The 25,595-nt window shown below is 67.1% G+C and carries 22 protein-coding genes; 8 read left to right on the top strand and 14 right to left on the bottom strand.

The window, feature by feature from the left end; translation table 11 throughout:
* Positions 1-6: 6 nt before the first annotated feature.
* The 7 genes from AC5P8F_RS07700 to ligA all read right to left on the bottom strand — a co-directional run bounded on the left by AC5P8F_RS07700 (position 7) and on the right by ligA (position 11,631).
* Positions 7-2,535 (bottom strand): membrane-bound PQQ-dependent dehydrogenase, glucose/quinate/shikimate family, encoded by a 2,529-nt coding sequence (locus AC5P8F_RS07700; protein ID WP_241887358.1) that lies wholly within the window; start codon positions 2,533-2,535, stop codon positions 7-9.
* A 131-nt stretch (positions 2,536-2,666) separates the two neighbouring features.
* Entirely contained in the window at positions 2,667-5,393 is a 2,727-nt protein-coding gene (gene gyrA / locus AC5P8F_RS07695) for a DNA gyrase subunit A (RefSeq protein ID WP_142234954.1), read from the bottom strand.
* A 297-nt stretch (positions 5,394-5,690) separates the two neighbouring features.
* Positions 5,691-6,755, bottom strand: coding sequence for an S-methyl-5-thioribose-1-phosphate isomerase (mtnA, locus tag AC5P8F_RS07690; protein WP_014647652.1), 1,065 nt, complete (start codon positions 6,753-6,755; stop codon positions 5,691-5,693).
* Positions 6,756-6,802: 47 nt separating this feature from the next.
* Entirely contained in the window at positions 6,803-7,534 is a 732-nt protein-coding gene (locus AC5P8F_RS07685; RefSeq protein WP_014647653.1) for a DUF3011 domain-containing protein, read from the bottom strand.
* A gap of 138 nt (positions 7,535-7,672) precedes the next feature.
* Entirely contained in the window at positions 7,673-8,629 is a 957-nt protein-coding gene (epmA, locus tag AC5P8F_RS07680; RefSeq protein ID WP_014647654.1) for an EF-P lysine aminoacylase EpmA, read from the bottom strand.
* A complete protein-coding gene (locus AC5P8F_RS07675; protein WP_010480482.1) occupies positions 8,626-9,111 on the bottom strand; it encodes a GNAT family N-acetyltransferase in 486 nt (161 codons plus the stop codon). The genes epmA and AC5P8F_RS07675 overlap by 4 nt, the downstream gene beginning before the upstream one ends.
* Before the next feature lie 48 nt (positions 9,112-9,159).
* Positions 9,160-11,631 (bottom strand): NAD-dependent DNA ligase LigA, encoded by a 2,472-nt coding sequence (ligA, locus tag AC5P8F_RS07670; RefSeq protein ID WP_172412079.1) that lies wholly within the window; start codon positions 11,629-11,631, stop codon positions 9,160-9,162.
* 224 nt (positions 11,632-11,855) lie between these two features.
* On the opposite strand from ligA, the gene AC5P8F_RS07665 reads away from it, so the two are divergent.
* Positions 11,856-12,980, top strand: coding sequence for a pyridoxal phosphate-dependent aminotransferase (locus AC5P8F_RS07665; protein ID WP_049420860.1), 1,125 nt, complete (start codon positions 11,856-11,858; stop codon positions 12,978-12,980).
* A 90-nt stretch (positions 12,981-13,070) separates the two neighbouring features.
* Here AC5P8F_RS07665 and zipA read toward each other — a convergent pair whose 3' ends face one another.
* From zipA to AC5P8F_RS07630, 7 genes are all read right to left on the bottom strand, one after another.
* Positions 13,071-13,808, bottom strand: coding sequence for a cell division protein ZipA (gene zipA, locus AC5P8F_RS07660; RefSeq protein ID WP_014647658.1), 738 nt, complete (start codon positions 13,806-13,808; stop codon positions 13,071-13,073).
* A 46-nt stretch (positions 13,809-13,854) separates the two neighbouring features.
* On the bottom strand, positions 13,855-17,358 hold the full coding sequence (smc, locus tag AC5P8F_RS07655; protein ID WP_197621661.1) for a chromosome segregation protein SMC: 3,504 nt from the start codon (positions 17,356-17,358) through the stop codon (positions 13,855-13,857).
* A 259-nt stretch (positions 17,359-17,617) separates the two neighbouring features.
* Positions 17,618-18,067, bottom strand: a complete 450-nt coding sequence (gene rplI / locus AC5P8F_RS07650) for a 50S ribosomal protein L9 (protein WP_014647660.1) — start codon at positions 18,065-18,067, stop codon at positions 17,618-17,620.
* A 104-nt stretch (positions 18,068-18,171) separates the two neighbouring features.
* Positions 18,172-18,402 carry a 30S ribosomal protein S18 gene (gene rpsR, locus AC5P8F_RS07645; protein ID WP_002804494.1) on the bottom strand — a complete coding sequence of 77 codons (231 nt, stop codon included), beginning with the start codon at positions 18,400-18,402 and terminating at the stop codon, positions 18,172-18,174.
* An 11-nt stretch (positions 18,403-18,413) separates the two neighbouring features.
* Positions 18,414-18,851: a 30S ribosomal protein S6 gene (gene rpsF, locus AC5P8F_RS07640; RefSeq protein ID WP_006452997.1), complete on the bottom strand. Its 438-nt coding sequence runs from the start codon at positions 18,849-18,851 to the stop codon at positions 18,414-18,416.
* Between the two features lie 185 nt (positions 18,852-19,036).
* Complete coding sequence (locus AC5P8F_RS07635; protein ID WP_046431540.1) at positions 19,037-19,579, bottom strand: CbrC family protein; 543 nt, start codon at positions 19,577-19,579, stop codon at positions 19,037-19,039.
* 94 nt (positions 19,580-19,673) lie between these two features.
* On the bottom strand, positions 19,674-20,012 hold the full coding sequence (locus AC5P8F_RS07630; RefSeq protein ID WP_046431542.1) for a HesB/IscA family protein: 339 nt from the start codon (positions 20,010-20,012) through the stop codon (positions 19,674-19,676).
* Positions 20,013-20,140: 128 nt separating this feature from the next.
* On the opposite strand from AC5P8F_RS07630, the gene asnS reads away from it, so the two are divergent.
* The 7 genes from asnS to kynU all read left to right on the top strand — a co-directional run bounded on the left by asnS (position 20,141) and on the right by kynU (position 25,587).
* Positions 20,141-21,535, top strand: coding sequence for an asparagine--tRNA ligase (gene asnS / locus AC5P8F_RS07625; RefSeq protein ID WP_014647663.1), 1,395 nt, complete (start codon positions 20,141-20,143; stop codon positions 21,533-21,535).
* Between the two features lie 30 nt (positions 21,536-21,565).
* The gene (locus AC5P8F_RS07620) at positions 21,566-21,865 is read left to right on the top strand and encodes a hypothetical protein (protein ID WP_005410232.1); all 300 of its coding nucleotides are present in this window, start codon (positions 21,566-21,568) and stop codon (positions 21,863-21,865) included.
* Positions 21,866-21,872: 7 nt separating this feature from the next.
* Positions 21,873-22,187: a hypothetical protein gene (locus AC5P8F_RS07615; RefSeq protein ID WP_006453002.1), complete on the top strand. Its 315-nt coding sequence runs from the start codon at positions 21,873-21,875 to the stop codon at positions 22,185-22,187.
* 7 nt (positions 22,188-22,194) lie between these two features.
* Positions 22,195-22,833, top strand: coding sequence for an FMN-binding negative transcriptional regulator (locus tag AC5P8F_RS07610; protein WP_014647665.1), 639 nt, complete (start codon positions 22,195-22,197; stop codon positions 22,831-22,833).
* Between the two features lie 72 nt (positions 22,834-22,905).
* Complete coding sequence (gene can, locus AC5P8F_RS07605) at positions 22,906-23,568, top strand: carbonate dehydratase (RefSeq protein ID WP_010480460.1); 663 nt, start codon at positions 22,906-22,908, stop codon at positions 23,566-23,568.
* A 19-nt stretch (positions 23,569-23,587) separates the two neighbouring features.
* Positions 23,588-24,109 carry a 3-hydroxyanthranilate 3,4-dioxygenase gene (locus tag AC5P8F_RS07600; protein WP_041864228.1) on the top strand — a complete coding sequence of 174 codons (522 nt, stop codon included), beginning with the start codon at positions 23,588-23,590 and terminating at the stop codon, positions 24,107-24,109.
* 203 nt (positions 24,110-24,312) lie between these two features.
* Positions 24,313-25,587 carry a kynureninase gene (kynU, locus tag AC5P8F_RS07595; RefSeq protein ID WP_014647667.1) on the top strand — a complete coding sequence of 425 codons (1,275 nt, stop codon included), beginning with the start codon at positions 24,313-24,315 and terminating at the stop codon, positions 25,585-25,587.
* Positions 25,588-25,595: the final 8 nt, after the last annotated feature.

Below are 25,595 nucleotides of genomic sequence, written 5' to 3'. Positions count from 1 at the left end.
GCAGCGCTATTTCGGCAGTGCGTAGGCCATCACGTAATCGCCGTTCGGGGTTTCCATGAAATGGTGGCCGCCAGCCATGATCACCACGTACTGGCGCCCGCCCTGCGCGTACACCATCGGATTGGCCTGGCCACCCGCGGGCAGCTTGGCATGCCACAGCTCCTTGCCGGTCTTCAGGTCGATGGCGCGCAGCAGGTCGTCGGTGGCGGCGGCGATGAAGATCAGGCCGCTGGCGGTGACTACCGAACCGCCATTGTTCGGCGTGCCGATCTCGATGGGCAGGCCCGAACGGATGCCGAATGGTCCGTTGCCGCGCGCACTGCCGAACGGACGGTCCCACAGCAGCTTGCCGGTGCGCAGGTCGATGGCCCGGATGCCGCCATAGGGTGGCTGCTTGCACAGCAGACCAGTGAAAGGCAGGCGCCAACCGGCGTTCACCTGGATGGCGTAGGGCGTGCCCACCTGTGGGTCGCCCGCGCCTTCGGCGCCGCCCTTGTCGAACCGGACCTTCTCGCGTGGCAGCCAGCCCAGCCTGTCGGCCTCGGCGCGTGGCACCAGCCGGTTGTAGTTGGGCATGTCGTTGTAGTTGGCCACGATCACGCCGCGGCGTGTATCGATGGACACACTTCCCCAATCCGAACCGCCGTTGTAGCCGGGATATTCGATGGAATGGCGATCACTGCTCGGCGGGGTGTAGAAGCCTTCGTAGTACGCCTTGCGGAACTGGATGCGGCAGATCAGCTGGTCGACCGGGGTGATGCCCCACATGTCGCGCTCGGTCAGGTCATGCTGCCGGCGCAGCGTGTGATACAGCGAGAACAGCTGCCTGGGTGAGCGTTGTTCCGGTTCGACACCGCCGACCGGCACCCTGCGCTCTTCGGCGGCGGTCAGCAGCTGGCCGTTGCGGCGGTCAAGGATGTAGAGATCACCCTGCTTGGTCGGCAGCAGGAGCGCCGGCACCTTGCCAGCCGCCGTCGGGTAATCGATCAGGCTGGCCTGCGAACCCAGGTCGTAGTCCCACACATCCTTGCGCACCGCCTGGAAATGCCAGGCCGGCTTGCCCGTGGCCACATTGATCGCCACCAGCGACGTCGCGTAGCGGTTCTGGTTTTCCGTGCGTGAGCCACTCCAGTAATCGCCAGCGGAATTGCCCAGCGGCAGATAGACCAGCCCCAGCGCCTCATCACCGGTCGCGGTGGTCCACATGTTCGGCGTGCCGCGCGTGTAGGTCTGCTCATGCGGCGGCAGGCCGCTGCGTTCGGGCTGGTCCATGTCCCACGCCCAGCGCAGCTTGCCGGTGATCGCATCGTAGGCCTGGATCACGCCCGACGGCGCGTCGCGGCGCTGACCATCCAGCACCTGGTGGCCGGTGACGATCACCCCGCGCACGATGGCCGGTGGCGAGGTGATCGACACATAGCCCGGTGGCACCTCGCCCATGCCCAGAGTGATGTCGACCTGGCCGTTGTTGCCGAAATTCGCACAGGGGCGGCCACTGTCGGCATCCACCGCGATGATGCGCCCGTCCAGCGTGCCCTCGATGATGCGCGCCCAGCATGCCGGACGACTGCCCGGTGCAGCGCTGCGGGTGGCACTGGGCGGCGGTTCCGGCAACGCCAGATCAGCAGCGGCATCGGCCAATGCGGCATCGGCGAGGATCGGCGTGGCCGGTTGCTCGTAATAACTCACGCCACGGCAGGCGGCGGTGTATGGAATCGAAGCGTCCTTTACCTTCGGATCGAACCGCCACACTTCTTTGCCGCTGGCCGCATCCAGTGCGATCAGGCGGTTGCGGGCGGTGCACAGGTACAGACGGTCGCCGATCTTCAGTGGCGTGGTTTCCGCACCCCAGCGCTTCTTCGGCATATCGCCGGTGCGGAACTGCCAGGCCAGCTGCAGCGTGGCCACGTTGGCCGGGGTGATCTGCTGCAGCGGCGAATAGCGGGTGGCGGCATTGCTGCGCCCCCACGCCGGCCAGTCCCCTTCGGCAGGCTGGTCGGCCGGCTGCAGGCCGGTGGTGTCGCGGGTCGGTTCCAGCCCGACGCTGGCCGCGCCTTCCGGGAACGGCTGGTGCCCGTCCACTTCGCCGTGCGGCGCGAACGCCAATCCGAAGGCAGCGACGAACACCAGCATCAGCACGCCGGCCACGCTGCGCGACAGGCGCCTGGAAACCGGTTGGTGGAGGGTGGGCGCCAGCAGCGCCAGCACGATGCCAAGCGCGGTCACCAGGCCGAGCCGCGGTACCCAGCGCCAGTAGTCGCTGCCCGACTCCCACCAGGTCCACAACAGCGTACCGGCGAACACCAGCGCATACAGCAGCGCGCCGCTGCGGCGATTGCCGAACAACAGGAGGCCACTGGCCAGCAGGCCGGCCCCGGCGATGGCGTAGTACGCCGAGCCGCCCAGGCTGAGCAGCCATGCGCCGAGCCCGCCGATGACCAGGCCGAGCAGGACCAGCAGCAGCGACAGCACGGTAACGAGAGGATGCCGGGAGGCGCGGACGGGAGCAGGAGCGGACGGCGGCGTGGCGGACATCGTCGATCTCCGGGGGCAGCATGCGCCGTTATCCCACCGCCGACGTGAAGCGCGCGCGTATGTGCGGCATCCGGATACGACGACGCCGGCACAGGGCCGGCGTCGTCGCGTAGCTCAACCTTGCGGCAGGATCACTCCTGCGCGGCGTCCTCGCTGCTGGAAGCCGCCGGGGCGCCATCGGTCGTGGTCGCGGCCGGGGCAGAGGCAGGCACTGCCACCTCATCCTCGTCCTCGTCGATCGAGGCATCCATGCGCTCCACCGCCTGCAGCTTCTCGTCCTTGGACAGGCGGATCAGGGTCACGCCCTGGGTGTTGCGGCCGACGCGGCTGATTTCCGAGCCACGCGTACGCACCAGGGTGCCACCATCGGAGATCAGCAGGACTTCGTCGCTGGAGCCCATCAGCACTGCGGCGACCAGCTTGCCGTTGCGCTCGGTGGTCTGGATGCCGATCACGCCCTGCGTACCACGGCCCTTGCGCGGGTAGTCCGGCAGCGGGGTGCGCTTGCCGTAGCCGTTCTCGGTGGCGGTAAGGATGTACTGAACGCTGGCGTCGTCGGCGCCGTCGATCACCGCGTCGCCATTGGCAGCGGCTTCCTCGACACCGCTGTCGTCCTCGTTCTCGTCCTCGCTGCCACCGGCACTTTCGGCCACGATCAGGCTGACCACTTCCTCGCCGGCCGGCATCTTGATGCCGCGCACGCCGGTGGCGGTACGGCCCATCGAGCGGACCTTGTCTTCACCGAAGCGCACGGTCTTGCCGTTGGAGGCGAACAGCAGGATGTCACGCTCACCATCGGTCAGGCCGACACCGACCAGGGCATCGCCCTCGTCCAGGTTGATCGCGATCTTGCCGCGGGCCAGGCGGAAGGCGAACTCGCTCAGCGGGGTCTTCTTGACCGTACCGTTCTTCGTGGCGAAGAACACGAACTGGCCATCGGCGTACTCGCGCACCGGCAGCACGGCCTGCACGCGTTCGCCGGGCTCCAGCGGGATCCAGTTGATGATCGGACGGCCGCGGGCGTTGGAACCGGCTTCGGGCAGCTGGTAAACCGGCAGCCAGAACACCTTGCCCGAGCTGGTGAAGGTCAGCAGCGTGTCGTGCGTGTTGACCAGCCACAGCTGTTCGATGAAATCCTCTTCCTTGGTCGCCGCCGCGCTGCGGCCACGGCCACCACGGCGCTGTGCGCGGTACACGCTCACCGGCTGCCGCTTCACGTAACCGGCATGCGACACGGTAACCACCACGTCTTCCGGCGCGATCAGGTCGAGGATGTCCAGGTCTTCTTCGCTGTGGCGGATTTCGGTACGACGTTCGTCGCCGAATTCGGCCTTGACGTTGACCAGCTCCTCGCGGATCACCTGCAGCAGGCGGTCGGGATCTTCCAGGATGTGGATCAGCCCGGCGATCACTTCCAGCAGCTGCTTGTACTCGTCGGTCAGGCGGTCCTGCTCCAGCCCGGTCAGGCGGTGCAGCCGCATCTCCAGGATCTGGGTGGCCTGGATCTCGGTCAGCTGGTAGCCGCCCTCGATCAGGCCCACGCCCTTGGGCAGGTCTTCAGGACGGGAGGCCTCGGCACCGGCCGCACCCAGCATCGCACCGACCAGGCCCGGCTCCCACACGCGGGCCAGCATGCGCTCGCGGGCTTCGTTCGGGTTCGGCGAGGTCTTGATCAGTTCGATCATCTCGTCGATGTTGGCCAACGCAACGGTCAGGCCTTCCAGCACGTGGGCACGGGCGCGCGCCTTGCGCAGCTCGAACACGGTGCGGCGGGTGACCACTTCGCGACGGTGGCGGACGAACGCCTCCAGCATCTGCTTGAGGTTCATCAACTGCGGGCGGCCATCGACCAGCGCCACCATGTTGATGCCGAACACCGATTCCATCTGCGTCTGCTGGTACAGGTTGTTCAGCACAACCTCGGCAGATTCACCGCGCTTGATCTCGATGTAGATGCGCATGCCGTCCTTGTCGGACTCATCGCGCAGCTCGCTGATGCCTTCGATCTTCTTTTCCTTGACCAGCTCGGCGATCTTCTCGATCAGACGCGCCTTGTTCACCTGGTAAGGAATTTCAGTGACGATGATCGATTCGCGGCCGTTGTCGGCCACTTCGATATCGGCCTTGGCACGGATGCGCACGCGGCCACGGCCGGTGCGGTAGCCGGCGACGATGCCGGCAGTGCCGTTGATGATGCCGGCAGTCGGGAAATCCGGGCCCGGGATGTATTCCATCAGACCGTCGACATCGATGTCCGGGTTGTCGATCAGCGCGATGCAGGCGTTGATCGATTCGCTCAGGTTGTGCGGCGGAATGTTGGTCGCCATGCCCACCGCGATGCCAGCCGAACCATTGACCAGCAGGTTCGGGAACCGGGTCGGCATGACCGTCGGCTCCAGTTCCTTCTCATCGTAGTTGGGCTGGAAATCGACGGTTTCCTTGTCGATGTCCGCCATCAGCTCATGCGCCAGGCGCGACATGCGCGCCTCGGTGTATCGCATTGCTGCAGCGGAGTCGCCGTCGATCGAACCGAAGTTACCCTGGCCGTCGACCAGCATGTAGCGCAGCGAGAACGGCTGTGCCAAGCGCACCAGCGTGTCGTACACCGACTGATCGCCATGCGGGTGGTACTTACCGATGACGTCACCGACGATACGCGCCGACTTGAAGTAGGGCTTGTTGCTGTGCGCGTTGAGTTCGTTCATCGCGTACAGCACGCGGCGATGCACCGGCTTGAGGCCGTCGCGCGCATCCGGCAGCGCGCGGCCCACGATCACGCTCATGGCGTAATCGAGGTAGCTCTTGCGCATCTCGTCTTCCAGGTTGACCTGGATGATTTCCTTGGCGGTTTCTGCCATTCGGGTTCCGTTGTCTGGTAGCGGTCCAGTCCGGCGCAGCCCTCTGCGGGAGGGGGTCGCGCCGGAACCTCGATTCAACCTGTGGATACTACCACAACAGGCCGTTTTCCGCCTCCCTTTACGGGGATTTTACCGGCACAAATCAGGAACTTAGGGCCCCATACCGCCCCTGTAGAGCCGAGCCCATGCTCGGCTGCGCGAAATCAGTAGATCCACGCCGTGCGTGGATGAGGCCTGCCTGGGGTCAGAGCCCTTTCCTGCGAAAAGGGATCCGACCCCGGGACCTTCCTGCCCGCCTCAGCCGCCGAAGGCGGTGCGCATGTTCCCGGCGGTCGGGTTCAGGATGACCCCGCGCTCGGTCACGATGGCGTCGATCAGCTCGCCCGGGGTGACGTCGAACACCGGGTTCCAGGCAGCAATGCCCTCGGCGACGGTACGGGTACCCCCCACGCCGTACAGCTCACCCGGGTCGCGCTGCTCGATCTCGATCTGGCTGCCGTCCACGGTCTCCATGTCCACGGTCGAGGACGGAGCGACCACCATGAACTTGACCCCGTGGTGGCGGGCGGCGATGGCCAGCTGGTAGGTGCCGATCTTGTTGGCGGTATCGCCATTGGCGCAGATGCGGTCCGCGCCCACGATCACCCATTGCACGGCGCCGGTCTTCATCAGGTGCGAGGCAGCCGAATCGGCGATCAGGGTGGCATCGATGCCGTCCTGCTGCAGTTCCCACACGGTCAGGCGTGCCCCCTGCAGCCACGGCCGGGTTTCGCCGGCGAACACGCGGGCGATGCGGTGCTGGGCCATGCCGGCGCGGATCACGCCCAGCGCGGTACCGAACCCCGCAGTGGCCAGCGAGCCGGTATTGCAGTGGGTCAGCACGCCGCTGCCAGCCTCGATCAGGCCCGCGCCCAGTGCACCCATGTGGCGGTTGGCGGCCAGGTCTTCCTCGGCGATGGCCTGCGCTTCCGATTCCAGCAACGCCTTCCAGTCGGCGCCGGCGGCGTTCAGGCAACGGCGCATGCGCGCCAGCGCCCAGGCCAGGTTGACCGCAGTCGGGCGCGACGCATTGAGGCGCTGCAGGGCCGGTTCCAGCTGCTGCAGGGCGTGCGCACCATCGGCGGCCTGCACCTCGCGTGCAGCCAGCACGACACCCCAGGCAGCGGCAATGCCGATCGCCGGCGCGCCACGCACGGTCAATGCGTGGATCGCGCTGGCAACCTCGTCACTGTCATGGCAGACCACGTGCTCGACCACGAACGGCAGCTTGCGCTGGTCCAGCAGTTGCAGGGCATCGCCGGTCCACAGGATCGGGCGGATGTGGTCGTAACGGGCGTAGTCGATGTCAGAGGCAGTGTTCATCGCCCCATTGTAGGGCCACGCCCCGCAGGGTTGGAGCCTGCCCGGGCTCAATTCACCGAGAATTCGGCGCGGCAGCCGCCGTCCACCCAGATCCCGTTGCGGCTCCAGCCCCAGGTACTGCCTTCCTCGCAGGGCGTGCTGGACAGCTGCTCGGAGACCACGGCGCCAACCGAGATGCTGGCACCGCAGAAGCGCCGCTTCTTCGACTTCGATTCGCAGGTCAGGCGGCGCGGCATGTCGACGAAGCGGCCATCGTCATCGGCCACTTCGAAGTCACCTTGGCAGCCACGGCTGGTCCAGACTTCATTGCGCTTGTAGCCCCAGCCCTGCCCTTCGCGGCACGGTAACACCGACAACTGGCGCAGCAGGCGCACCGGCGCGCCATCGAGTCGTACCGGGCAACTCTGCGGACGGCCATTGGACTCGCAGCGCACCACACGGCGCACCAGGCGCTTGCCCGAGCTGTCAGCCGGCGGCGCCGCGCCCGCTGCGCGCCGGGCGCGGAACTCGGCACGGCAGCCCAGGGTGACCCACACACCACTGCGGTCAGTGCCCCACTCGCTGCCGCGGATGCAGCTGTTGCTGGACAGCTGGCGCACCAGGTCGACGCCGTTGGCAACCTCGATATCGCAGTGCACCCAACCCATGTCGCGTGATTCGCAGGTCACCACTTCATCGTCGTAGCCCACCTGCTGGGCCGACGCCGGCGACGGCAGCCAGGCACCCCAGAGCGCAATGGAGTACACCGGTGCAGCGACAACCGCGAACCACTTGACCAAAGCCTTCCCCAGCAGGAATGGATGAACTGGATGCCAGTGTCCGGCATTGGCCGTGATAAGAGCATCATCGTGCTTACCGACGCAAGCGCACCGAACCCGCGTTTCGTTCAGCCTGCGATGTTCAGCAACACGCGGGGATCACGCGTGGGCGAAGTCGTAGGCCAGCACATCGGCGATGCGTGGCGTGCGGTTCATCGCCATCAACAGGCGATCGACGCCCACCGCCACGCCAGCACAGGCAGGCATCGACGGCAACGCCGACAGCAGTGCCTCGTCCACGGCCGGCTGCACCTGTCCACGTTCGTGGCGGCGCTGCTGGTCCCGCTGGAACCGGGCGCGCTGCTCGTGGGCGTCGTTCAGTTCGTGATAGCCGTTGGCCAGCTCCACTGCACCCAGGTACAGCTCGAAACGCTCGGCCAGCGGCGGCGTGCCCGGACGGATGCGGGCCAGCGCGGCCTGGCTGGCCGGCCAGTCATGCACCACGGTCATCACCGCGTCATCGAACTGCGGCTGGATGTGGTGGGTCATCAACAGGTCCAGCCAGTCATCACGGGTCAACCCGACCGGGTCGATGTGCACGTCGCCAAGTGCAACACGCAGCGCGGCTTCATCGGCCTCGAACGGATCCAGGCCCACGTGCTGCTGGAACAGCTCGCGGTAACTCAACACACGCAGCGTTGCACGGCGTCCGACCAGGGCCAGCGCCTGGCCGACCAACTCGGCGGTTTCCTCCATCAACCGGTGGTGGTCCCAGCCGACCCGATACCACTCCAGCATGGTGAATTCCGGGTTGTGGCGGCCACCGGCCTCGCCGTTGCGGAACACCCGGCCCAGTTCGTAGCAGTCGCCCACACCGGCCGCCAGCAGGCGCTTGAGCGGATATTCCGGCGAAGTGCGCAGCCAGCGACGACGGCCACCGGCATCGACATGGCCGGTGAAATCGGTATGGAAGCTGTCGATGTTCGGCTCGGTGTTGCCTGCCACCGACAGGATCGGCGTTTCCACCTCCAGCACATCGCGCTCGGCGAAGAAGCGGCGCACCAGCGCGTTGAGCGTGGCGCGCTGCTGCAGCGCGCGCAGCAGGGCCTCGCTCACAGGATGCCCTCCGGGCGCGGATGGTCGAGCGGCAGGGTCAGCAGATCGCGGGTGTCGTCGATGTAACCGCTGGCCAGGTACAGGCGGCGGGCCAGTTCGTTGTGGTGGTTCACCTCCAGGCGCAGGCGGCTGACACCACGCCCGCGAGCGCGCTGTTCACAGATGGCCAGCGCCTGCTTGCCGCGACCACGACCGCGCGCGCGATGACTCAGGTACAGCTCGTCCAGCAGCATGAAGTGGCCGCCCTGCTCCAGGCTGAAGCCCATCGCGATCACCGCGTAGCCGACCACCTCGCCGGCCTCGTCCAGCCACAGCAGCACTTCGCCATTGCGCGGATCGGCCAGCAGCGCGTCCACGCCGCGACGCACGCGCGCGTCATCGAAGTCGATCCTGTCTTCGGCGTAGAACTCGCGCATCAACGCGATCAACAGTTCTTCGTCGGCACGGGTGGCCAGGCGGAAATCCAGCGGGGCGGTCTGCATCGGTGTTCCTTCGTCTTTCATGCCGGGCGCCGGGCACCCGGCGGGTCATCATTCGTGTTCGGCGAGGTAGGCCAGCAGGCGGTCTTCGTCCCACACCGGCACGCCCAGCGATTGCGCCTTGTCCAGCTTGGAGCCGGCCTCGGTGCCGGCGACCACGAAGCTGGTCTTCTTCGACACGCTGCCGGAAACCTTGGCACCCAGCGCTTCCAGGCGTTCCTTGGCGGCATCGCGGGTGAGCTGGGCCAGGGTGCCGGTCAGCACCACGGTCTGCCCATCCAGCGGGCCGGCCACGATCTCGGCCAGCGCCGGCGCCTTGGCCAGGATCTGCTGCATCGCCTTCTCGGCTGCCAGCAGCATCGCGCCATGGCCATCGGCATCGAGCCAGTCGGCCAGACCGCGCGCAGTGTCGTCCGGCAGGCCGGCGTTGACGAACTGGCCATGCTCGGCATCCAGCACCGCCTGGGCACCCGGCAAGGCAGCCACCAGCTTCTCCGCACGCAGGCGGGTGATGCCGGGGATTTCCGATTCGACCAGCAGTTGCGCCAGATCCAGGCCTTCGCGCAGCTTGGCACTGGGCGCGTGCACATCACTGATGCGCACCTGCCCGACCTGCAGCAGGTCGTCGATGGCCTGCTGGTTGCCCTGCTGCTCGAAGAAATGGCCGAGAGAACGCGCCACTTCGCCACCGATGTCCGGCACGCGCTTGAACAACGGCCATGGCAGGTGGCGGATCAGTTCCAGGTCACCGAACCACTGCGCCAGCGCCTTGGCCGTGCTCTCGCCGACGTGCTCGATGCCAAGCGCGAACAGCAGGCGCTCCAGCGTGGCTGCGCGACTGGCGTCGATTGCCGCGATCAGGTTGTCGGCCCATTTGGTGGCGATCTTCTTCGTGTTCCATTCGAAGCTGGCCGGCTGTGCCAGCGCCTGCGCGCGCCACGCCGGATCGTTGCCATCCAGCTTGAGCACCGCATTGAGCACCGCGCCGCTGCCTTCTGCCGGCAGGTGCAGCTTCAGCGCGGCGGCCAGTGCGGAAGGGTCCTCGGCATCCAGCACCAGCTTCAGGTGCAACAGCTGGTCGCGGTTGAGCCGGTACAGATCGGCCACGCTCCTGACGATGCCGGCGTCGACCAGGGTTTCGATGTACTTGTCGCCGAGGCCGTCGATATCCATCGCACGGCGCGAAGCGAAATGGGCAATGGCCTCCTTGCGCTGCGCAGGGCAGGACAGTTCGCCCGAACAGCGCCACGCAGCTGCACCTTCCTCGCGCACGATTTCCGAGCCGCACACCGGGCAGCGCGTCGGCATCTGCCAGGGCGAGGTGCCCTGTGGACGGCGGTCGAGGATGACGCTGACCACTTCCGGAATCACGTCGCCAGCACGTCGCACGATCACGCTGTCACCGACACGCACATCGAGACGCGCGATCTGATCGGCATTGTGCAACGTGGCATTGGACACGATCACGCCGGCCACAGCCACCGGTGCCAGCCGCGCGACCGGCGTGGCGGCACCGGTGCGGCCGATCTGGATCTCGATCGCCTCCACCGTGGTGCTCTGTTCCTGTGCCGGGAACTTGTGCGCGATGGCCCAGCGTGGCGCACGCGAGACAAAACCCATGGCCTGCTGGCCGGCGCGGTCATCCAGCTTGTAGACCACACCATCGATGTCGAACGGCAGGCCATCGCGACGCTCGCCGATGTCACGGTAGTAACCGAGCAGGCCGTCGGCGCCTTGCACCACCTTGCACAACCCGCTGACCGGGAAGCCCCAGGCGCCGAGCTGGGCCAGCGTGCCCGAATGGGTGTCCGGCAGCTCGCCGCCCTGCACTTCACCGGTGCCGTAGGCGAAGAAACTCAGCCGGCGCTGCGCACTGATCTTCGGATCGAGCTGGCGCAGTGAACCCGCTGCCGCGTTGCGCGGGTTGGCCAGCACCTTGCCGCCCTGCTGGCGCGCACGTTCGTTGTAGGCCTCGAAATCGGCGCGGGCCATGTACACCTCGCCACGCACCTCCAGCACATCCGGCCAGTCCTTGCCGTGCAGGCGCTTGGGAACATCGCCGATTTCACGCAGGTTGGCGGTCACGTCCTCGCCGGTACTGCCATCACCGCGGGTTGCGCCGAGTACGAAATGACCGTCCTCGTAGCGCAGGCTGATCGCCAGGCCATCCATCTTCGGTTCGGCCGAGAACTGCAGGCTGCGGCGGCCCAGGCGCTCATCGATGCGGCGCACGAAGTCGGCCACTTCCTCATCGCTGAAGGCATTGGACAGCGACAGCATCGGCACCGCATGGCGCACTTCGGGGAAGCGGCCGGACGGGCGTGCACCGACCTGTTGGGTCGGGCTGTCGGCACGGGCCAGTTCCGGGTGCTCGCGCTCCAACGCTTCCAGCTCGCGCACCATCCGGTCGTAGTCGACGTCGGGGATCTCCGGCGCGTCCAGCTCGTGGTAGGCGCGGTTGGCCTGGGCGATCTGCCGGCGGAGATCTTCGGCGCGTTCGGCGGGGCTGGGGCTCATCGGGATCCGGTGGTTCTGGGATGGCCGGGGATTCTACCGCGCCCGGCCGTCAGGCCCTGTAACGCCCCGCCTTTGCAGCGTCGAGCGTGCTCGACGGGCACTCCCCGCTCCGGTAGGTGCCAACCTTGGTTGGCACGTCTGTAGTCGAGCATGGCTCGACGCCACAAAAAGCACCTTGCCGCCCGCTCACGCCGGCGCTAGCGTGCGACGGCCCCATCGGAATCCTGCCCATGACCCTGCCTGACTCCCGTAGACGCTTCCTGCAGCTGGCCGGTGCCAGCCTTGCCGTCGCCGGCAGCGGCCTGCCGCTGCGTGGCCAGGCCCAATCCGCGGCCACCGTCGGTGCGGCCCCTGCCGAAGGCGCGGTACTACTGAACTTCAACGAATGCCCCTACGGCCCCTCCCCCGCTGCCCAGCAGGCGGCACGCGACAGCATCGCCAGCTGCGGCCGCTACCGCTTCGCCCTGGCGGCACAGGTACGCGATGCGTTCATCGAGCAGGCCCGTATCCCGGCCGACCATGTGCGCCTCTATCCGGGCTCCAGCGAACCGTTGAACCGCGCCGCCACGTTGTGGACCGGCCCGCAGGCGGGACTGGTGGTGGCCGACCCCACCTTCGAGACCCTGGGCGAGGTCGCTGCCGCGCATGGTGCACACGTGCAGAAGGTGCCGCTGCGCAATGACGGCGCACACGACCTGCGTGCAATGGTCGCAGCCGCGCATGCGCGCCCGACCGGGCTGCTGTACGTGTGCAATCCGAACAACCCGACCGGTTCGATCAGCCCACCGGATGAGCTCGCCTGGCTGCTGGCCCACAAGCCTGCTTCCACCCGCGTGCTGGTCGACGAGGCCTACCTGCAATACAGCGAGCAGCCCAGCCTGATCGCGCAGGTGGCGCAGCGCGACGATCTGATCGTGCTGCGTACCTTCTCCAAACTGTACGGCATGGCCGGCCTGCGCCTGGGCCTGGCGGCCGCACATCCCGAGCGTCTGCGCGAGCTGGCCAGCCCCGGCGACAACCCGCTACCGGTGCCCGCGCTGGCGGCGGCGCTGGCCAGCCTGCAGGATCCGCAGCTGATTCCGCAGCGTCGCCTGCAGAACGCCAAGGTGCGCCAGGCCACCATCGCATGGCTGGGCAAGCGTGGTTTCAGCTGCCTGCCGTCGGAAGCGAACTGCTTCGTGGTCGACGTGCAACGCGACGGCAGCACGTTCGCCAAGGCGATGGCCGACAACGGTGTGGTGATCGGGCGCAGCTGGCCGATCTGGCCGCAGCACGTGCGCGTGACCGTCGGCAGCGAGGACGAGATGGCCGCGTTCCGCCGCGCGTTTGCCAAGGTGGCCGGCGTACCGGCGTAGACCCCATCCACGCATGGCGTGGATCTACTGTTGTGGGTGCCGACCGTTGGTCGGGGTGGGTGCCGACCGTTGGTCGGCACGCCATGGCGCTCACCAGCGCGGGGTCTTGGTCAGCGGCGGCGCCTGGTGCTGGCGGTCGTAGGCGCGCAGCTCGTCACGGATGTGCGCGATGCGCTGGCGACCCAGGGCGTTGCGGCTGTCATCCAGCACCACGCCATCCAGCAGTTCGGCCATGCGCTGCACCGTCGGCAGCATCTTCTCCCAGGCATCCAGCGCGGTCAGCGGCGCCGGCAGGGTCAGGAAGAAGGCGATGGCCGGGGTTTCCATGGCACGGATGTTGGCCATGTCGAAGCTGCCTGGCTTCATGATGCTGGCCATCGAGAAGATCGGCCCGCGCTCGGGATGGCCTTCCACCAGACGGTGGAACACGTTCATGTGGCCGAACACCAGGCCGGTCTTCTCCGCCGCTACCACGATGTCTTCGCCGCGCAGCTGCTCACCGGCCCGGGCGGCCACGAACAGCGAAACGATCTTGTCGAAATCCTGGGTGGCGCGCTTGCCGAGATCGCTGGCGCCCGGGTCGGTATCGCCCAGGCCGAGTTCGGCCTGTTCGCCTTCCGTGCCCATGCCCGGTTCGACGCGGCCATCGGCCACGACAACGCCGTCCTCGCCCAATACCGGTTCGCGGCGCTCGCCGCTGGCCGGTTCCGCGCTTTCCACGCGGCGTCCCTGGGGCTTCTTCTTCGGACGGCCAAACAGGAAGATCGCGGCGATCAACAGCAGGCCGGCGGCCAGGATGCCGATGCGCAACAGTGCCGTGTCGGACATTCGATAGGTTCTCCGGCTAGTTCATTCAGGTAACTAGGATGGCACGTCAGGCCGCGCCCGCCAATCGCGCGGCTTCTTCCAGGTCCACGCTGACCAGGCGGCTGACGCCCGGTTCACGCATGGTCACGCCCGAGAGCTGGTGCGCGGCCTCCATCGTCGCCTTGTTGTGGCTGACGAACAGGAACTGCACCTTCTCGCTCATTTCCTTGACCATGTTGGCCAGCCGGCCGACGTTGGCTTCGTCCAGCGGCGCGTCCACCTCGTCCAGCAGGCAGAATGGCGCGGGGTTCAGCTGGAAGATGGCGAACACCAGCGCCACTGCCGTCATCGCCTTCTCGCCGCCGGACAGCAGCGAGATGCTGGACACGCGCTTGCCCGGCGGGCGCGCCATGATGGTCACACCGGTGTCGAGCAGGTCTTCACCGGTCAGCTCCAGGTAGGCGTGGCCGCCACCGAACAGGCGCGGGTACAGCGCCTGCACGCCAGCATTGACGCGGTCGAAGGTGTCCTTGAAACGGCCGCGGGTCTCGCGGTCGATCTTGCGGATGGCATCCTCGAGGGTTTCCAGCGCCGTAGTCAGGTCGGCGTGCTGCGAATCCAGGTAATCCGAGCGCTGCGAAGCCTCGCCGTACTCGTGGATGGCGGCCAGGTTGACCGGCTCCAGCCGGCGCATGCGTGCGTCGATCTGATGCACGGCCTGCTCCCAGTCGCCCAGGCGCGCATCCTCGGGCAGTGCGTTGAGCACGTCCTGCAGCACGAAACCGGCCTTCTCCACCGCGCCCTGCAGGGTGTCCGCGCTCAGCACCAGCGCCTGCTGGTCCAGCTTGCGCTGCGAAATACGCTCGCGCTGGGCCAGCGCCTGTTCGTCGCGCTGGTGGCGGGTCTGCTCGTAGTTGCGCAGCTCGGCGTCGATGCCGTCCAGCAGCGTCCGCGCCTCGGTCAGCACGCGATCGGCGCGCACGCGCTCTTCCAGCGCGTTCTGGTGTTCGGCCTGCAGCGCTTCGACCGGCGAATCACCTTCGTCCAGCTGTGAATGCAGCTCGCCCAGCCGCGAATCCAGCTGCCCGCGCTGGGTGCCCATGCGCTCCAGCGCCTGGCTCAACGAGGCCAGCTGCGCACGCTGCGATTCCAGGGTCAGGGCCAGCGAATGCGAGCGCTCGCGCACTGCACGGGCAGCATCGCGGGCCAGGTCGCGCGCCTCGGTCAGCTGGCGGCGCTCGCCCTCCAGCCGCTGCCGGGTCGACTCCAGGTCACCCATGCTGCTGACCGCGTTCTCCAACCGCGAGCGCGCTTCGCGCGCCTGCGCGTTGTTGGCTTCAATCGTTTCCTGTAGTTGCTTCAGCTCGCCTTCGATGCGGTCGATGCGCGTGCGTGCAGCCTCTACCTTGCCCTGCTGGCCCTGCAGCTGGCCAGCCAGCTCGGACACCGCGCGATGGGCCTGGTACAGCGCACGCTGCGCGTCTTCGCGCTGCTGTTCAGCCGCCTGCAGCTGCTCGCGGAAACCGGCCAGCTGTTCTTCCAGCTCGGCCTCGCGATCCTGCAACTGCTCGATCTGCTCGCGCAGCTCGTTGATCTCGCGTTCGCGCAGCAGCGCGCCCTGCTGGGCTGCACCGGAGCGCGACACGCGCAGCCAGCCCTGGCCCAGGCGCTCGCCGCTCTGGGTGATGATCGAATCGCCTTCCGGAAGGCTGGCCTGCAGGGCCTTCGCCTCGGACAGGTCCTTGGCACCATGCAGGTGCGCGAGCAGGCGACGGATCGCCGCCGGGCCACGCACGCGTGCGGCCAGCGACGTCGGTGCGGCCTTGACCTCGGCATCCGCGCTGGCGACCAGCGCAATGTGGCCGTCGCCGAGTTCGCCGAGGGCGTTGACCAGGCTGCCCGGGTCATCGACCAGCACGCCTTCGATCAGCTGGCCGAGCGCACTTTCCACCGCGTTTTCCCAACCGGCATCGACGTCCAGGCGTTCGCCGACACGTGCCGCCGAATCCAGCCCGCGCGCCTTCAGCCACGCGACGGCCGCGCCCTGCTCCTGGCCCAGCGCGGCCTGCTGCAGGGTTTCCAGCGAGGCCAGGCGACCGCGCAGGCCGTTGGCCTGCTTGCGCAGTTCGGCCAGTTCGTTCTGGCCATTGCGCTGCTGTTCCTGCACGGCCGCCACGCCCTGCTTGCGCAGCTCGACGTCTTCGCTCAGTTCATCCAGCGCGGCCTTCTGCGTGTCGTGCTGCAGGTGCAGCTGCTCGAAGGCTTCTTCCAGCGCATCCACGTCCAGCCCGGCGCGCTCGGCGGCCAGGGCCTCGCGACGCCGGTCGGCGTCGAGGATCTGCTTGTCCAGGTAGTCCACGCGCGTGCGCTCGACATCACCGGCGCGCGACGCCTCCGAACTCTGCGAGGTGTGCTGCTCCCAGCGCTGCTGCCAACTGGCCAGCCGGTCTTCGGCCTCGCGCAGGCTTTCCTGCTTGATCTCGTTCTCTTCCTGCAGCGCTTCCAGCTGCGGGGTGGCGGCCTCCACTGCCTCGCGCAGCACCCTCAGTTTGGCCTCGTCGCCGCTGATGTGCTGGCCCAGTTCGGCCAGGGCCTGCTGGGTTTCATCGCGCGCCTTGTGCAGGCGCTGCGACAGCTCGCGCTGGTGCTGGATCTGCTGTTCCAGGCGCGCCAGCGTGCTGCCGACCTGGTAGACCGCGGCCTGCGCGGTGTTGAGCGCGTCGGCGGCCTCTTCGCGCCGCGCGCGCGAGGTCTCGATGCGGGCCTCGGCATCACGCTGGTCAGCGATCAGCTGCTGCAGCTTGGTCTCCTCCTGCGACAGGCCTTCGCGCAGCTTCGACAGGCGACCGTCGAGACCACGGAATTCCAGCGCCTTCCACTCGGCATCCTTGACCCGGCGCTCTTCCTGCAGGGCCTGGTACTGCTCGGCCTGCCTGGCCTGGCGCTTGAGGTGTTCGAGCTGCTTGCTGATCTCGTCGCGCAGGTCGCCCAGCCGGTCCAGGTTCTCGCGGGTGTGGCGGATGCGGGTCTCGGTCTCCTTGCGGCGCTCCTTGTACTTGGAGATGCCGGCTGCCTCTTCCAGGTACACGCGCAGGTCTTCCGGGCGCGCCTCGATGATCTGGCTGATCATGCCCTGCTCGATGATCGAGTAGCTGCGCGGGCCCAGGCCGGTGCCGAGGAACAGGTCGGTGATGTCGCGACGGCGGCACTTGGTGCCGTTGAGGTAATAGTTGCTGGTGCCGTCGCGGCTGACCGTGCGCTTGACCGAGATTTCGTTGAACGAGGCGTATTCGCCGGAGATCGTGTGGTCGGAGTTGTCGAAGATCAGCTCGACGGTAGCCTGCGAGACCGGCTTGCGGGCATTGGACCCGGAGAAGATCACGTCGGTCAGCGAGTCGCCACGCAGGCGGCTGGCCGAACTCTCGCCCATGACCCAGCGCACGGCATCGATGATGTTCGACTTGCCGCAGCCATTGGGGCCCACCACGCCGGTCATGTTGGTCGGCAGGTGCAGGGTGGTCGGATCGACGAACGACTTGAAGCCGGACAGCTTGATCGTGGAAAGACGCATAGGGGTTCCGGACTGGGGCCGGCAAGCGGCCTGCGTTTACCCTCCAAGTCATTGATCCTGCTGGGATCGATGCCCGTGGAACGGGTGTGACGCCCTGAGTATACCGATGTGGCCGTGTTCTACGAATGGGCGTGGAACATTGTCCAGCCCCACCCCGTCGGCCGGACGTGGCCGCACGCCACGAAACGGAGCCATAAAACAAAACGGGCACCCTTGCGGGCGCCCGTTCTGCGGTGATGCCAGGCCTTGCGGCGTGGGATCAGGCTTCGGCGACGACGACGACCTTGACGGTGGTCTCGACGTCGGCGTGCAGGTGGATCAGCACGTCGTACTCGCCGATGTTGCGGAAGGCGCCTTCGCCCAGGATGACTTCGCTCTTGCTGACCGGCAGGCCGGCAGCGGTGAAGGCATCGGCGATTTCGCGGGCGCCGACCGAGCCGTACAGCTTGCCTTCGGTCGAAGCGTTGGCCGGGATGGTCACGCTCGCGCCGTCTAGCTTGGCCTTGCGGGCGTCAGCGTCGGCGTGGATGGCCTGGGCCTTGGCTTCGTATTCGGCGCGCTTGGCTTCGAACTCGGCCTTGTTGCTCTCGGTGGCCGGCACGGCCTTGCCCTGCGGCACGAGGAAGTTACGGCCGTAGCCCGGCTTCACGTCGACCAGGTCGCCCAGGTTGCCGAGGTTGGTGACTTTCTGCAGGAGGATCAGCTGCATGGTATTGCTCCAGATGAGTTATTCGTTAGCGAGGCGATGCCCCGCAACACAGGCTGTCCGAATAGCTGGCACAGCGGGGCGGCACCAGGCCGCCCCGCCGGGCATCAGACGTCGTGGTTGTCGGTGTACGGGATCAGGGCCAGGAAGCGGGCGCGCTTGACGGCGGTCGCCAGCTGGCGCTGGTACTTCGACTTGGTACCGGTGACGCGGCTCGGCACGATCTTGCCGTTCTCGGTCAGGTACTGGCGCAGGGTGTTGAGATCCTTGTAGTCGATCTCCTTCACACCTTCAGCCGTGAACTTGCAGAACTTGCGGCGACGGAAGAACTTGGACATGGGAAGGCTCCTTAGGCGGCGGAAGCGGCGTCGTCGCCGGCTTCGTTGTCAGCGGTGGTGGTGGACTCGCCTTCTTCGTCGTCACGACGACGGCGCTCACCGCGCTCCGGCTTGTCACCCTTCTCGTCCTTGCTCTTCATGATCAGCGACTGCTCGGTGTCAGCCTCGTCACGCTTGATGACCAGGTTGCGCAGAACGGCGTCGTTGAAGCGGAAGCTTTCGGTCAGTTCGTTCAGAACGGCCTGGTCGGCTTCGATGTTCATCAGCACGTAGTGGGCCTTCACCAGGTTCTGGATCGGGTACGCCAGCTGGCGGCGGCCCCAGTCTTCCAGACGGTGGATGGTGCCGTTGCCGTTCTCGACCAGCGACTTGTAGCGCTCGATCATGGCCGGGACCTGCTCGCTCTGGTCCGGGTGGACCATGAACACGATTTCGTAATGACGACTCATGTTTTTTCTACCTTTCGGATGTGGCCTTGCGGCCGGACAGCCCCCCGCCGTTGAGACCGCGGTGGGGCAAGGATTCCCGCCGGAAAGGCAGGAAGCCGCGCATTATGCGGCAAGCGGCGCCACCGGGCAACCGGGCGCAAACCGGGCAACCTGAACGGGAGCGCCGGCCCATGTCCGGCACGTGCTCATTCCAGATCGACGTGAAGACGATGCTGGCCGCATTCCAGGCATTGGAACAGGCAGCCGACCATCATCCCGTCCCGGCTCAGATGCTCCAGCACCCAGTCGGCGTCGCGCGGATTGACCGCCGCCACGTCCGGCCGGACCTGGTCGAGGATCGGCAGCAGATCGTCGCTGCCGGCGTAGCCGAGGAAGGCGCAGGGCCGTTCGCAATGGCTCAACCAGACCGATTGCTGCCAGGAGGAGTAGCCCGGGGTGCGCTCGCAGACCTCCAGCAGCAGCTCACGGGCGATGGTCGGCGGCGGATCAGCCGGATCCGGGGATACCCCCTCGATATCGCTCCAGCCGGTGAACTCCCCCTCGTAACTGGCCGCAGCCCTGCCATCGGCGATACACCAGGGGCACAGGTAATCCGGGCGCAGGCGGGTGTAGAACGGTCCGCGATAGCGCAGTGCGCGCGCCTGGCCGCAGCAGTCGCAGATCCCCTCGACCTCTTCGAAGGAGAGCTCGTAGGCGTTGGGGTGATAGGTGAAAAGCGGTCGTTCCATCCGTGGGATCCCTGCCGAGCCCAGCGTGCCGACCAAGGTCGGCGCCCACCAGAGCGCGCCTGGTCAGCGCCGGGCCATGCCCGGTGGCCGGCCCTCAGGCCTTGTCGGCGTCGGTGGTGAAGCTCTCGCCGCAGCCACACTCGGCGGTGGCGTTCGGGTTGCTGAACGTGAAGGTCTCGCTCAGGCCGTGCTTGCCGAAGTCGATCACGGTGCCGTCCACCAGGGCCAGGCTCTTGGCGTCGACGTAGATCTTCACGCCCTCCTGCTCGAACACCGTGTCGCCCTCGCGCTCTTCGCGGGCCAGGTCGGTCACGTGGCCCCAGCCTGAGCAGCCGGTCTTGGTCACGCCGAAACGCAGGCCCAGCGCGCCGGGGGTCTGGGCGACGAAGCGCTGCACGCGCTCGAAGGCAATGGGGGTCAGGCTGACGGCCATGGGGCTACTCCAGAGGTACGGGGACATTATAAGGAGCCGTTGCCACGAAAAATGCCTCGCAAGCAGAACGCTGCAACCGGTAAACTCCCGTGTTCACAGATCGAGTCGATCAGCAGAGGATTCAAGTCATGACGGTGGTCAGCGTTGAACATGCGCTTGCCGGGAAGATCCCGGAAGGCGGCGAAGTCACGGTACGCGGATGGGTGCGCACGGTGCGCGGTTCAGCGAATCTGGCCTTCGTGAATGTGAGCGACGGCTCCTGCTTCGCCCCGATCCAGGTCGTGGCCGGCGACAGCCTGGCCAACTTCGATGAGATCAAGCGCCTGACCAGCGGCTGCTCGGTCATCGCCACCGGCACGCTGGTGAAGTCGCAGGGCAAGGGCCAGTCGTTCGAGATCCAGGCCAGCACGCTGGACGTGGTCGGCTGGGTCGAAGACCCGCTCACCTACCCGATCCAGCCCAAGCCGATGTCGCCGGAGTTCCTGCGCGAAGTGGCGCACCTGCGTCCGCGCACCAACCTGTTCGGCGCGGTCACCCGCATCCGCAACTGCCTGGCCCAGGCCGTGCACCGCTTCTTCCACGAGAACGGCTTCAACTGGATCAGCACCCCGATCATCACCACCTCCGACGCCGAAGGCGCCGGGCAGATGTTCCGTGTGTCCACTCTGGACATGGTGAACCTGCCGCGTGACGAGAAGGGCGCGATCGATTTCAGCCGCGACTTCTTCGGCAAGGAAACCTTCCTGACCGTGTCCGGCCAGCTGAACGTCGAGGCTTACTGCCTGGCGCTGAGCAAGGTCTACACCTTCGGCCCGACCTTCCGCGCCGAGAACAGCCACACCACCCGCCACCTGGCGGAGTTCTGGATGATCGAGCCGGAAATCGCCTTCGCCGACCTGGCCGAAGACGCGCGCCTGGCCGAGGAGTTCCTGAAGTACCTGTTCCGCGCAGTGCTGAACGAACGCAGCGACGACCTGGCCTTCATTGCCGAGCGCGTGGACAAGAACGCGATCACCAAGCTGGAAGACTTCATCAACGCACCGTTCGAGCGCATCGACTACACCGACGCGGTCAGCCTGCTGCAGAAGTCCGGCAGGAAGTTCGACTTCCCGGTTGAATGGGGCCTGGACCTGCAGACCGAGCACGAGCGCTGGCTGACCGAGGAACACGTCGGCCGCCCGGTGGTGGTGACCAACTATCCGGAGCACATCAAGGCCTTCTACATGCGCCTGAACGACGACGGCAGGACCGTTGCCGCGATGGACGTGCTGGCCCCGGGCATCGGCGAGATCATCGGCGGCAGCCAGCGCGAAGAGCGCCTGGACGTGCTGGACGCGCGCATGGCCCAGTTCGGCCTGGATCGCGAGCACTACAGCTGGTACCGCGATTTCCGCCGCTATGGTTCGGTGCCGCACGCCGGCTTCGGCCTGGGCTTCGAGCGCTTGGTGGTGTACGTCTGCGGGCTGTCCAACATCCGCGATGCGATCCCCTACCCGCGCGCGCCGGGCAGCGCGGACTTCTAAGCCCCACACGACCACGGAGGTACCGCCCCCATGACCCTGTTCTTCGCCCTCTGTTTCGTCGGCGTTGCAGTGGCCGGGTTCAGTGCCTTCGTGATCTTCTGGCCGCTGACCCTGGTGCACGTGCGCGACCGCCATCCGGCGCTCGCCGCGCGCTTCGGCAGCGGCGCCTTCCTCAAGCCCGATGCCCTGGCCTGGCTGCTGCGACGCGACTATCGGCAGCAACCGGACCGCTCGCTGTCCGGGCTGGCGACACCGGCCTGGGTATCGCTGCTGACCCTGCTGGCCGGACTGGGCATGGCCGCCCTGCTCTGGCTGGCCTCGCTCTGGTAATACGCTCATGAATGACATCACCGCCTCGCGCGACAGCTGGTGGCTGGCCAGCCTCGGCAACACCCTCATCTGGGCGCGCCTGCGCGTTCGCCCGGCCGGCACTGCCGAAGTGCTCGACAGCGATGGCAACACGCTGAGCTACGACAGCGAAGACACCGCCCGTTCGCAGTTGTTCGACGCCGAGTTCGTCGAGTACGACGGCCTGGACGAGGAGGACGCACTGGTGCGCGGCTTCAGCCTGCACGAAGTGCAGCCGCCGCAGGCCGACAGCGACGAGGGCCTGCGTGGCCGCATGATCCAGTCACTCGGCGGGCGCGCCTGACCCCTGCATGTTCACCCCGCGCGCCTTCGCCGAGACCGACCTGCTCTGGCTGGACCGCCTGCTGGCGCGCGACCCGTTCGTTACCGTGCTCACCCCCGGCAGCGATGGCCTGCCGGAGCTGACCCGGATGCCGGTGCTGTACCGGCGTGACGGCGACCAGATCGAACTGCGCGGCCACTGGGCCCGCGCCAACCCGCAGTCGCGCCACAGCGGCGCGGCCAAGGTGCTGGTCGATGGACCGCACGGTTACGTCTCGGCCAGCTGGTATCCGGACAAGGAGCCCGCCGCGCGGGTACCGACCTGGAACTACGCTGCTGCCGAGCTGCGTGGCCAGCTGCAGACCTTCGACGATGCCGGCGCGCTGGCGGAGCTGGTCGGCGCGATCAGCGACCGCTTCGAAGCCAGCGTCGGCCAGGCCTGGCAGTTCGATGCCACGCGTGCCGAACATGGCCCGGAGCTGCGCGCCATCGTCGGCTTCCGTTTCCAGGTCGAACATGTGCAGATGAAGCTCAAGCTGAGCCAGAACCATCCCGACGCCAACCAGCGTGCGGTGATCGCCGAACTGGAACAGCTGGGCACCCCCTCTTCCACCGAGTTGGCGCAGTGGATGCGCTGGCACCGCGAACAGGCCGCCCGCAGCGACTGAACGCCGCAGATTCCCGCGACGACGCAGCCGGACGGCTGCGGCGCGCCCCCACCCCACGCCAGGGACCCGAACATGAAAGACATCCACAAGCTGCTGCAGAACAACCGCGACTGGGCCGACCGGATCGAGAAGGAAGACCCCGAGTTCTTCCACCAGCTGGCCAAGCAGCAGCACCCGGAATACCTGTGGATCGGCTGCTCCGATTCGCGCGTGCCGGCCAACCAGATCATCGGCATGGCCCCGGGCGAAGTGTTCGTGCACCGCAACGTCGCCAACGTGGTCGCGCACACCGACCTGAACTGCCTGAGCGTGGTGCAGTACGCGGTGGACCAGCTGAAGGTGAAACACATCCTGATCGTTGGCCACTACGGCTGCGGCGGTGTGCATGCCTGCCTGCACAACACCCGCGTCGGCCTGGCCGACAACTGGCTGCGCCACGTCGGTGACGTGATGCAGAAGCACACCGGCATCCTCGATGCGATCGAGACCGATGAGCTCAAGCACGCGCGCCTGTGCGAACTGAACGTGATCGAGCAGGTGGCCAACCTGTGCCGCTCGACCATCGTGCAGGATGCGTGGGCCCGCGGCCAGAAGCTGATGGTGCATGGCTGGGTCTACAGCCTGAAGGACGGACGCGTGCGCGAGATGGGCATCGACGTCGGTTCGCAGGAAGAGCTGCAGCCTGCATATGAAAAGGCCCTGTCCTACATCCCGCGCAAGGGCAAGCGCGACTGATCCCTTACGGATGACCATCATGCTCGCTTCGCCGATCAACCTGCACGCCTGGATCGAAGAGAACCGCCACCTGCTGAAGCCGCCGGTGGGCAACAAGATGATCGACAACGGCGATTTCATCGTGATGGTGGTCGGCGGGCCGAATTCGCGCACCGACTATCACTACGACGAAGGCCCCGAGTGGTTCTACCAGCTCGAAGGCGAGATGGTGCTGAAGGTGCAGGAAGACGGCGCGGTGCGCGACATCCCGATCCGCGCCGGCGAGATCTTCCTGCTGCCGGCAAAGGTTCCGCACTCGCCGCGGCGCCCGCCCGGTGGCATCGGCCTGGTGGTCGAGCGCAAGCGCCTGCCGCACGAGATGGACGGCGTGATCTGGCACTGCGAGCGCTGCAACCACAAGCTGCACGAAGAGTTCTTCCCGCTGCAGAACATCGAGACCGACCTGCCCAAGGTGTTTGCGCGCTACCACGCCAGCCTGGAGCTGCGTACCTGCAGCCAGTGCGGGCACGTGGATCCGCTGCCGGTGCCGGCGGTGGGCTGAGTCCCGAACGGTAGTCGCCCACCTTGGTGGGCGCTTGCTTGCTCCCGCCCTGGTAGATGCCCACCTTGGTGGGCGCTTTCTTGTACGTGCGCCAACGAAGGTTGGCGACTACCGGATCACACGGCGCTGGTGCCGGGCCGGCTGCTACCGGGCCATGCCCCAGGCGCTACACTGGCGGTCCCGTTGCAGCCTGTTGCCCGACCATGTCCGACCTGCTCAGCCGCACCCACGCCATCGCCCTGGACGCCGCCGATCCGCTGCGCCCGCTGCGCAGTGAATTCCTGATTCCGCGCCATGAGGGCGGCGAGCAGACCTACTTCGTGGGCAACTCGCTGGGCCTGCAGCCGCGCGGCGCGCAGGCAGCGGTGCAGGAAGTGATGAAGCAGTGGGGCGAATTGGCGGTGGAAGGCCACTTCACCGGCCCGACGCAATGGCTGTCCTACCACCGCCTGGTGAGCGCGCAGCTGGCCCGCGTGGTTGGCGCGCTGCCCAGCGAAGTGGTGGCGATGAACACGCTGAGCGTAAACCTGCATCTGATGATGGTCAGCTTCTACCGGCCGACCACGCAGCGCCCGGTGATCCTGATGGAAGCCGGCGCGTTCCCGACCGATCGCCACGCGGTGGAAGCCCAGATCCGCTTCCATGGCTTCGACCCGGCCGAGTGCCTGGTGGAAGTGCAGCCGGACGAAGCCAACGGCACGATTTCACTGAACGCCATCGAGCGCGCCATGACCGAACACGGCCCGCGCCTGGCACTGGTGCTGTGGCCTGGCGTGCAGTACCGCACCGGCCAGGCCTTCGACCTCGATGCGATCACCCGCGCCGCCCGCCTGCAGGGCGCACGCATCGGCTTCGACCTGGCGCACTCGGTCGGCAACCTGCCGCTGCGCCTGCATGACGTGGCCCCCGATTTCGCCGTGTGGTGCCATTACAAGTACCTCAACAGCGGCCCGGGCGCAGTGGCTGGCGCCTTCGTGCACGAGCGCCACCACCGCGACACCACCCTGCCACGCTTTGCTGGCTGGTGGGGCCATGAGGAAGCCACCCGCTTCCAGATGGCGCCGCAGTTCACTCCGGCCATCGGCGCCGAGGGTTGGCAGCTGAGCAATCCACCGATTCTCGGCCTGGCACCGCTGCGTGCCTCGCTGGACCTGTTCGAGCGCGCCGGCATGGAGGCGCTGCGCAGCAAATCGCTGGCGCTCACCGGCATGCTCGAAGCACTGGTGCGCGCGCGCCTGCCGCAGGTGCTGGACATCATCACCCCGGCCGATCCGCAGCGCCGCGGCTGCCAGTTGTCGCTGCGCGTGATCGGTGGCCGCGAGCGTGGCCGCGCACTGTTCGAGCACCTGCGCGGCATCGGTGTGCTCGGCGACTGGCGCGAACCCGACGTGATCCGCATCTCGCCCACCCCGCTCTACAACCGCTACCTGGACGTGCACCACTTCGTCGAGGAAGTGGAAGCCTGGGCCGGCCTTTGAGCCGGTCC

The sequence above is a fragment of the Stenotrophomonas sp. YJH_SMC_69 genome (assembly GCF_059370495.1).
Note: the sequence above shows the minus strand (reverse complement) of the source record. Positions and strands in the feature narration are given on the sequence as shown.

Coding starts and splice junctions, on each gene's coding strand:
- AC5P8F_RS07700 (WP_241887358.1), bottom strand. CDS start 2,535: ATGTCCGCCACGCCGCCGTCCGCTCCTGCTCCCGTCCGCGCCTCCCGG.
- gyrA (WP_142234954.1), bottom strand. CDS start 5,393: ATGGCAGAAACCGCCAAGGAAATCATCCAGGTCAACCTGGAAGACGAG.
- mtnA (WP_014647652.1), bottom strand. CDS start 6,755: ATGAACACTGCCTCTGACATCGACTACGCCCGTTACGACCACATCCGC.
- AC5P8F_RS07675 (WP_010480482.1), bottom strand. CDS start 9,111: ATGCAGACCGCCCCGCTGGATTTCCGCCTGGCCACCCGTGCCGACGAA.
- AC5P8F_RS07665 (WP_049420860.1), top strand. CDS start 11,856: ATGACCCTGCCTGACTCCCGTAGACGCTTCCTGCAGCTGGCCGGTGCC.
- zipA (WP_014647658.1), bottom strand. CDS start 13,808: ATGTCCGACACGGCACTGTTGCGCATCGGCATCCTGGCCGCCGGCCTG.
- smc (WP_197621661.1), bottom strand. CDS start 17,358: ATGCGTCTTTCCACGATCAAGCTGTCCGGCTTCAAGTCGTTCGTCGAT.
- rplI (WP_014647660.1), bottom strand. CDS start 18,067: ATGCAGCTGATCCTCCTGCAGAAAGTCACCAACCTCGGCAACCTGGGC.
- rpsR (WP_002804494.1), bottom strand. CDS start 18,402: ATGTCCAAGTTCTTCCGTCGCCGCAAGTTCTGCAAGTTCACGGCTGAA.
- rpsF (WP_006452997.1), bottom strand. CDS start 18,851: ATGAGTCGTCATTACGAAATCGTGTTCATGGTCCACCCGGACCAGAGC.
- AC5P8F_RS07635 (WP_046431540.1), bottom strand. CDS start 19,579: ATGGAACGACCGCTTTTCACCTATCACCCCAACGCCTACGAGCTCTCC.
- AC5P8F_RS07630 (WP_046431542.1), bottom strand. CDS start 20,012: ATGGCCGTCAGCCTGACCCCCATTGCCTTCGAGCGCGTGCAGCGCTTC.
- asnS (WP_014647663.1), top strand. CDS start 20,141: ATGACGGTGGTCAGCGTTGAACATGCGCTTGCCGGGAAGATCCCGGAA.
- AC5P8F_RS07620 (WP_005410232.1), top strand. CDS start 21,566: ATGACCCTGTTCTTCGCCCTCTGTTTCGTCGGCGTTGCAGTGGCCGGG.
- AC5P8F_RS07615 (WP_006453002.1), top strand. CDS start 21,873: ATGAATGACATCACCGCCTCGCGCGACAGCTGGTGGCTGGCCAGCCTC.
- AC5P8F_RS07610 (WP_014647665.1), top strand. CDS start 22,195: ATGTTCACCCCGCGCGCCTTCGCCGAGACCGACCTGCTCTGGCTGGAC.
- can (WP_010480460.1), top strand. CDS start 22,906: ATGAAAGACATCCACAAGCTGCTGCAGAACAACCGCGACTGGGCCGAC.
- AC5P8F_RS07600 (WP_041864228.1), top strand. CDS start 23,588: ATGCTCGCTTCGCCGATCAACCTGCACGCCTGGATCGAAGAGAACCGC.
- kynU (WP_014647667.1), top strand. CDS start 24,313: ATGTCCGACCTGCTCAGCCGCACCCACGCCATCGCCCTGGACGCCGCC.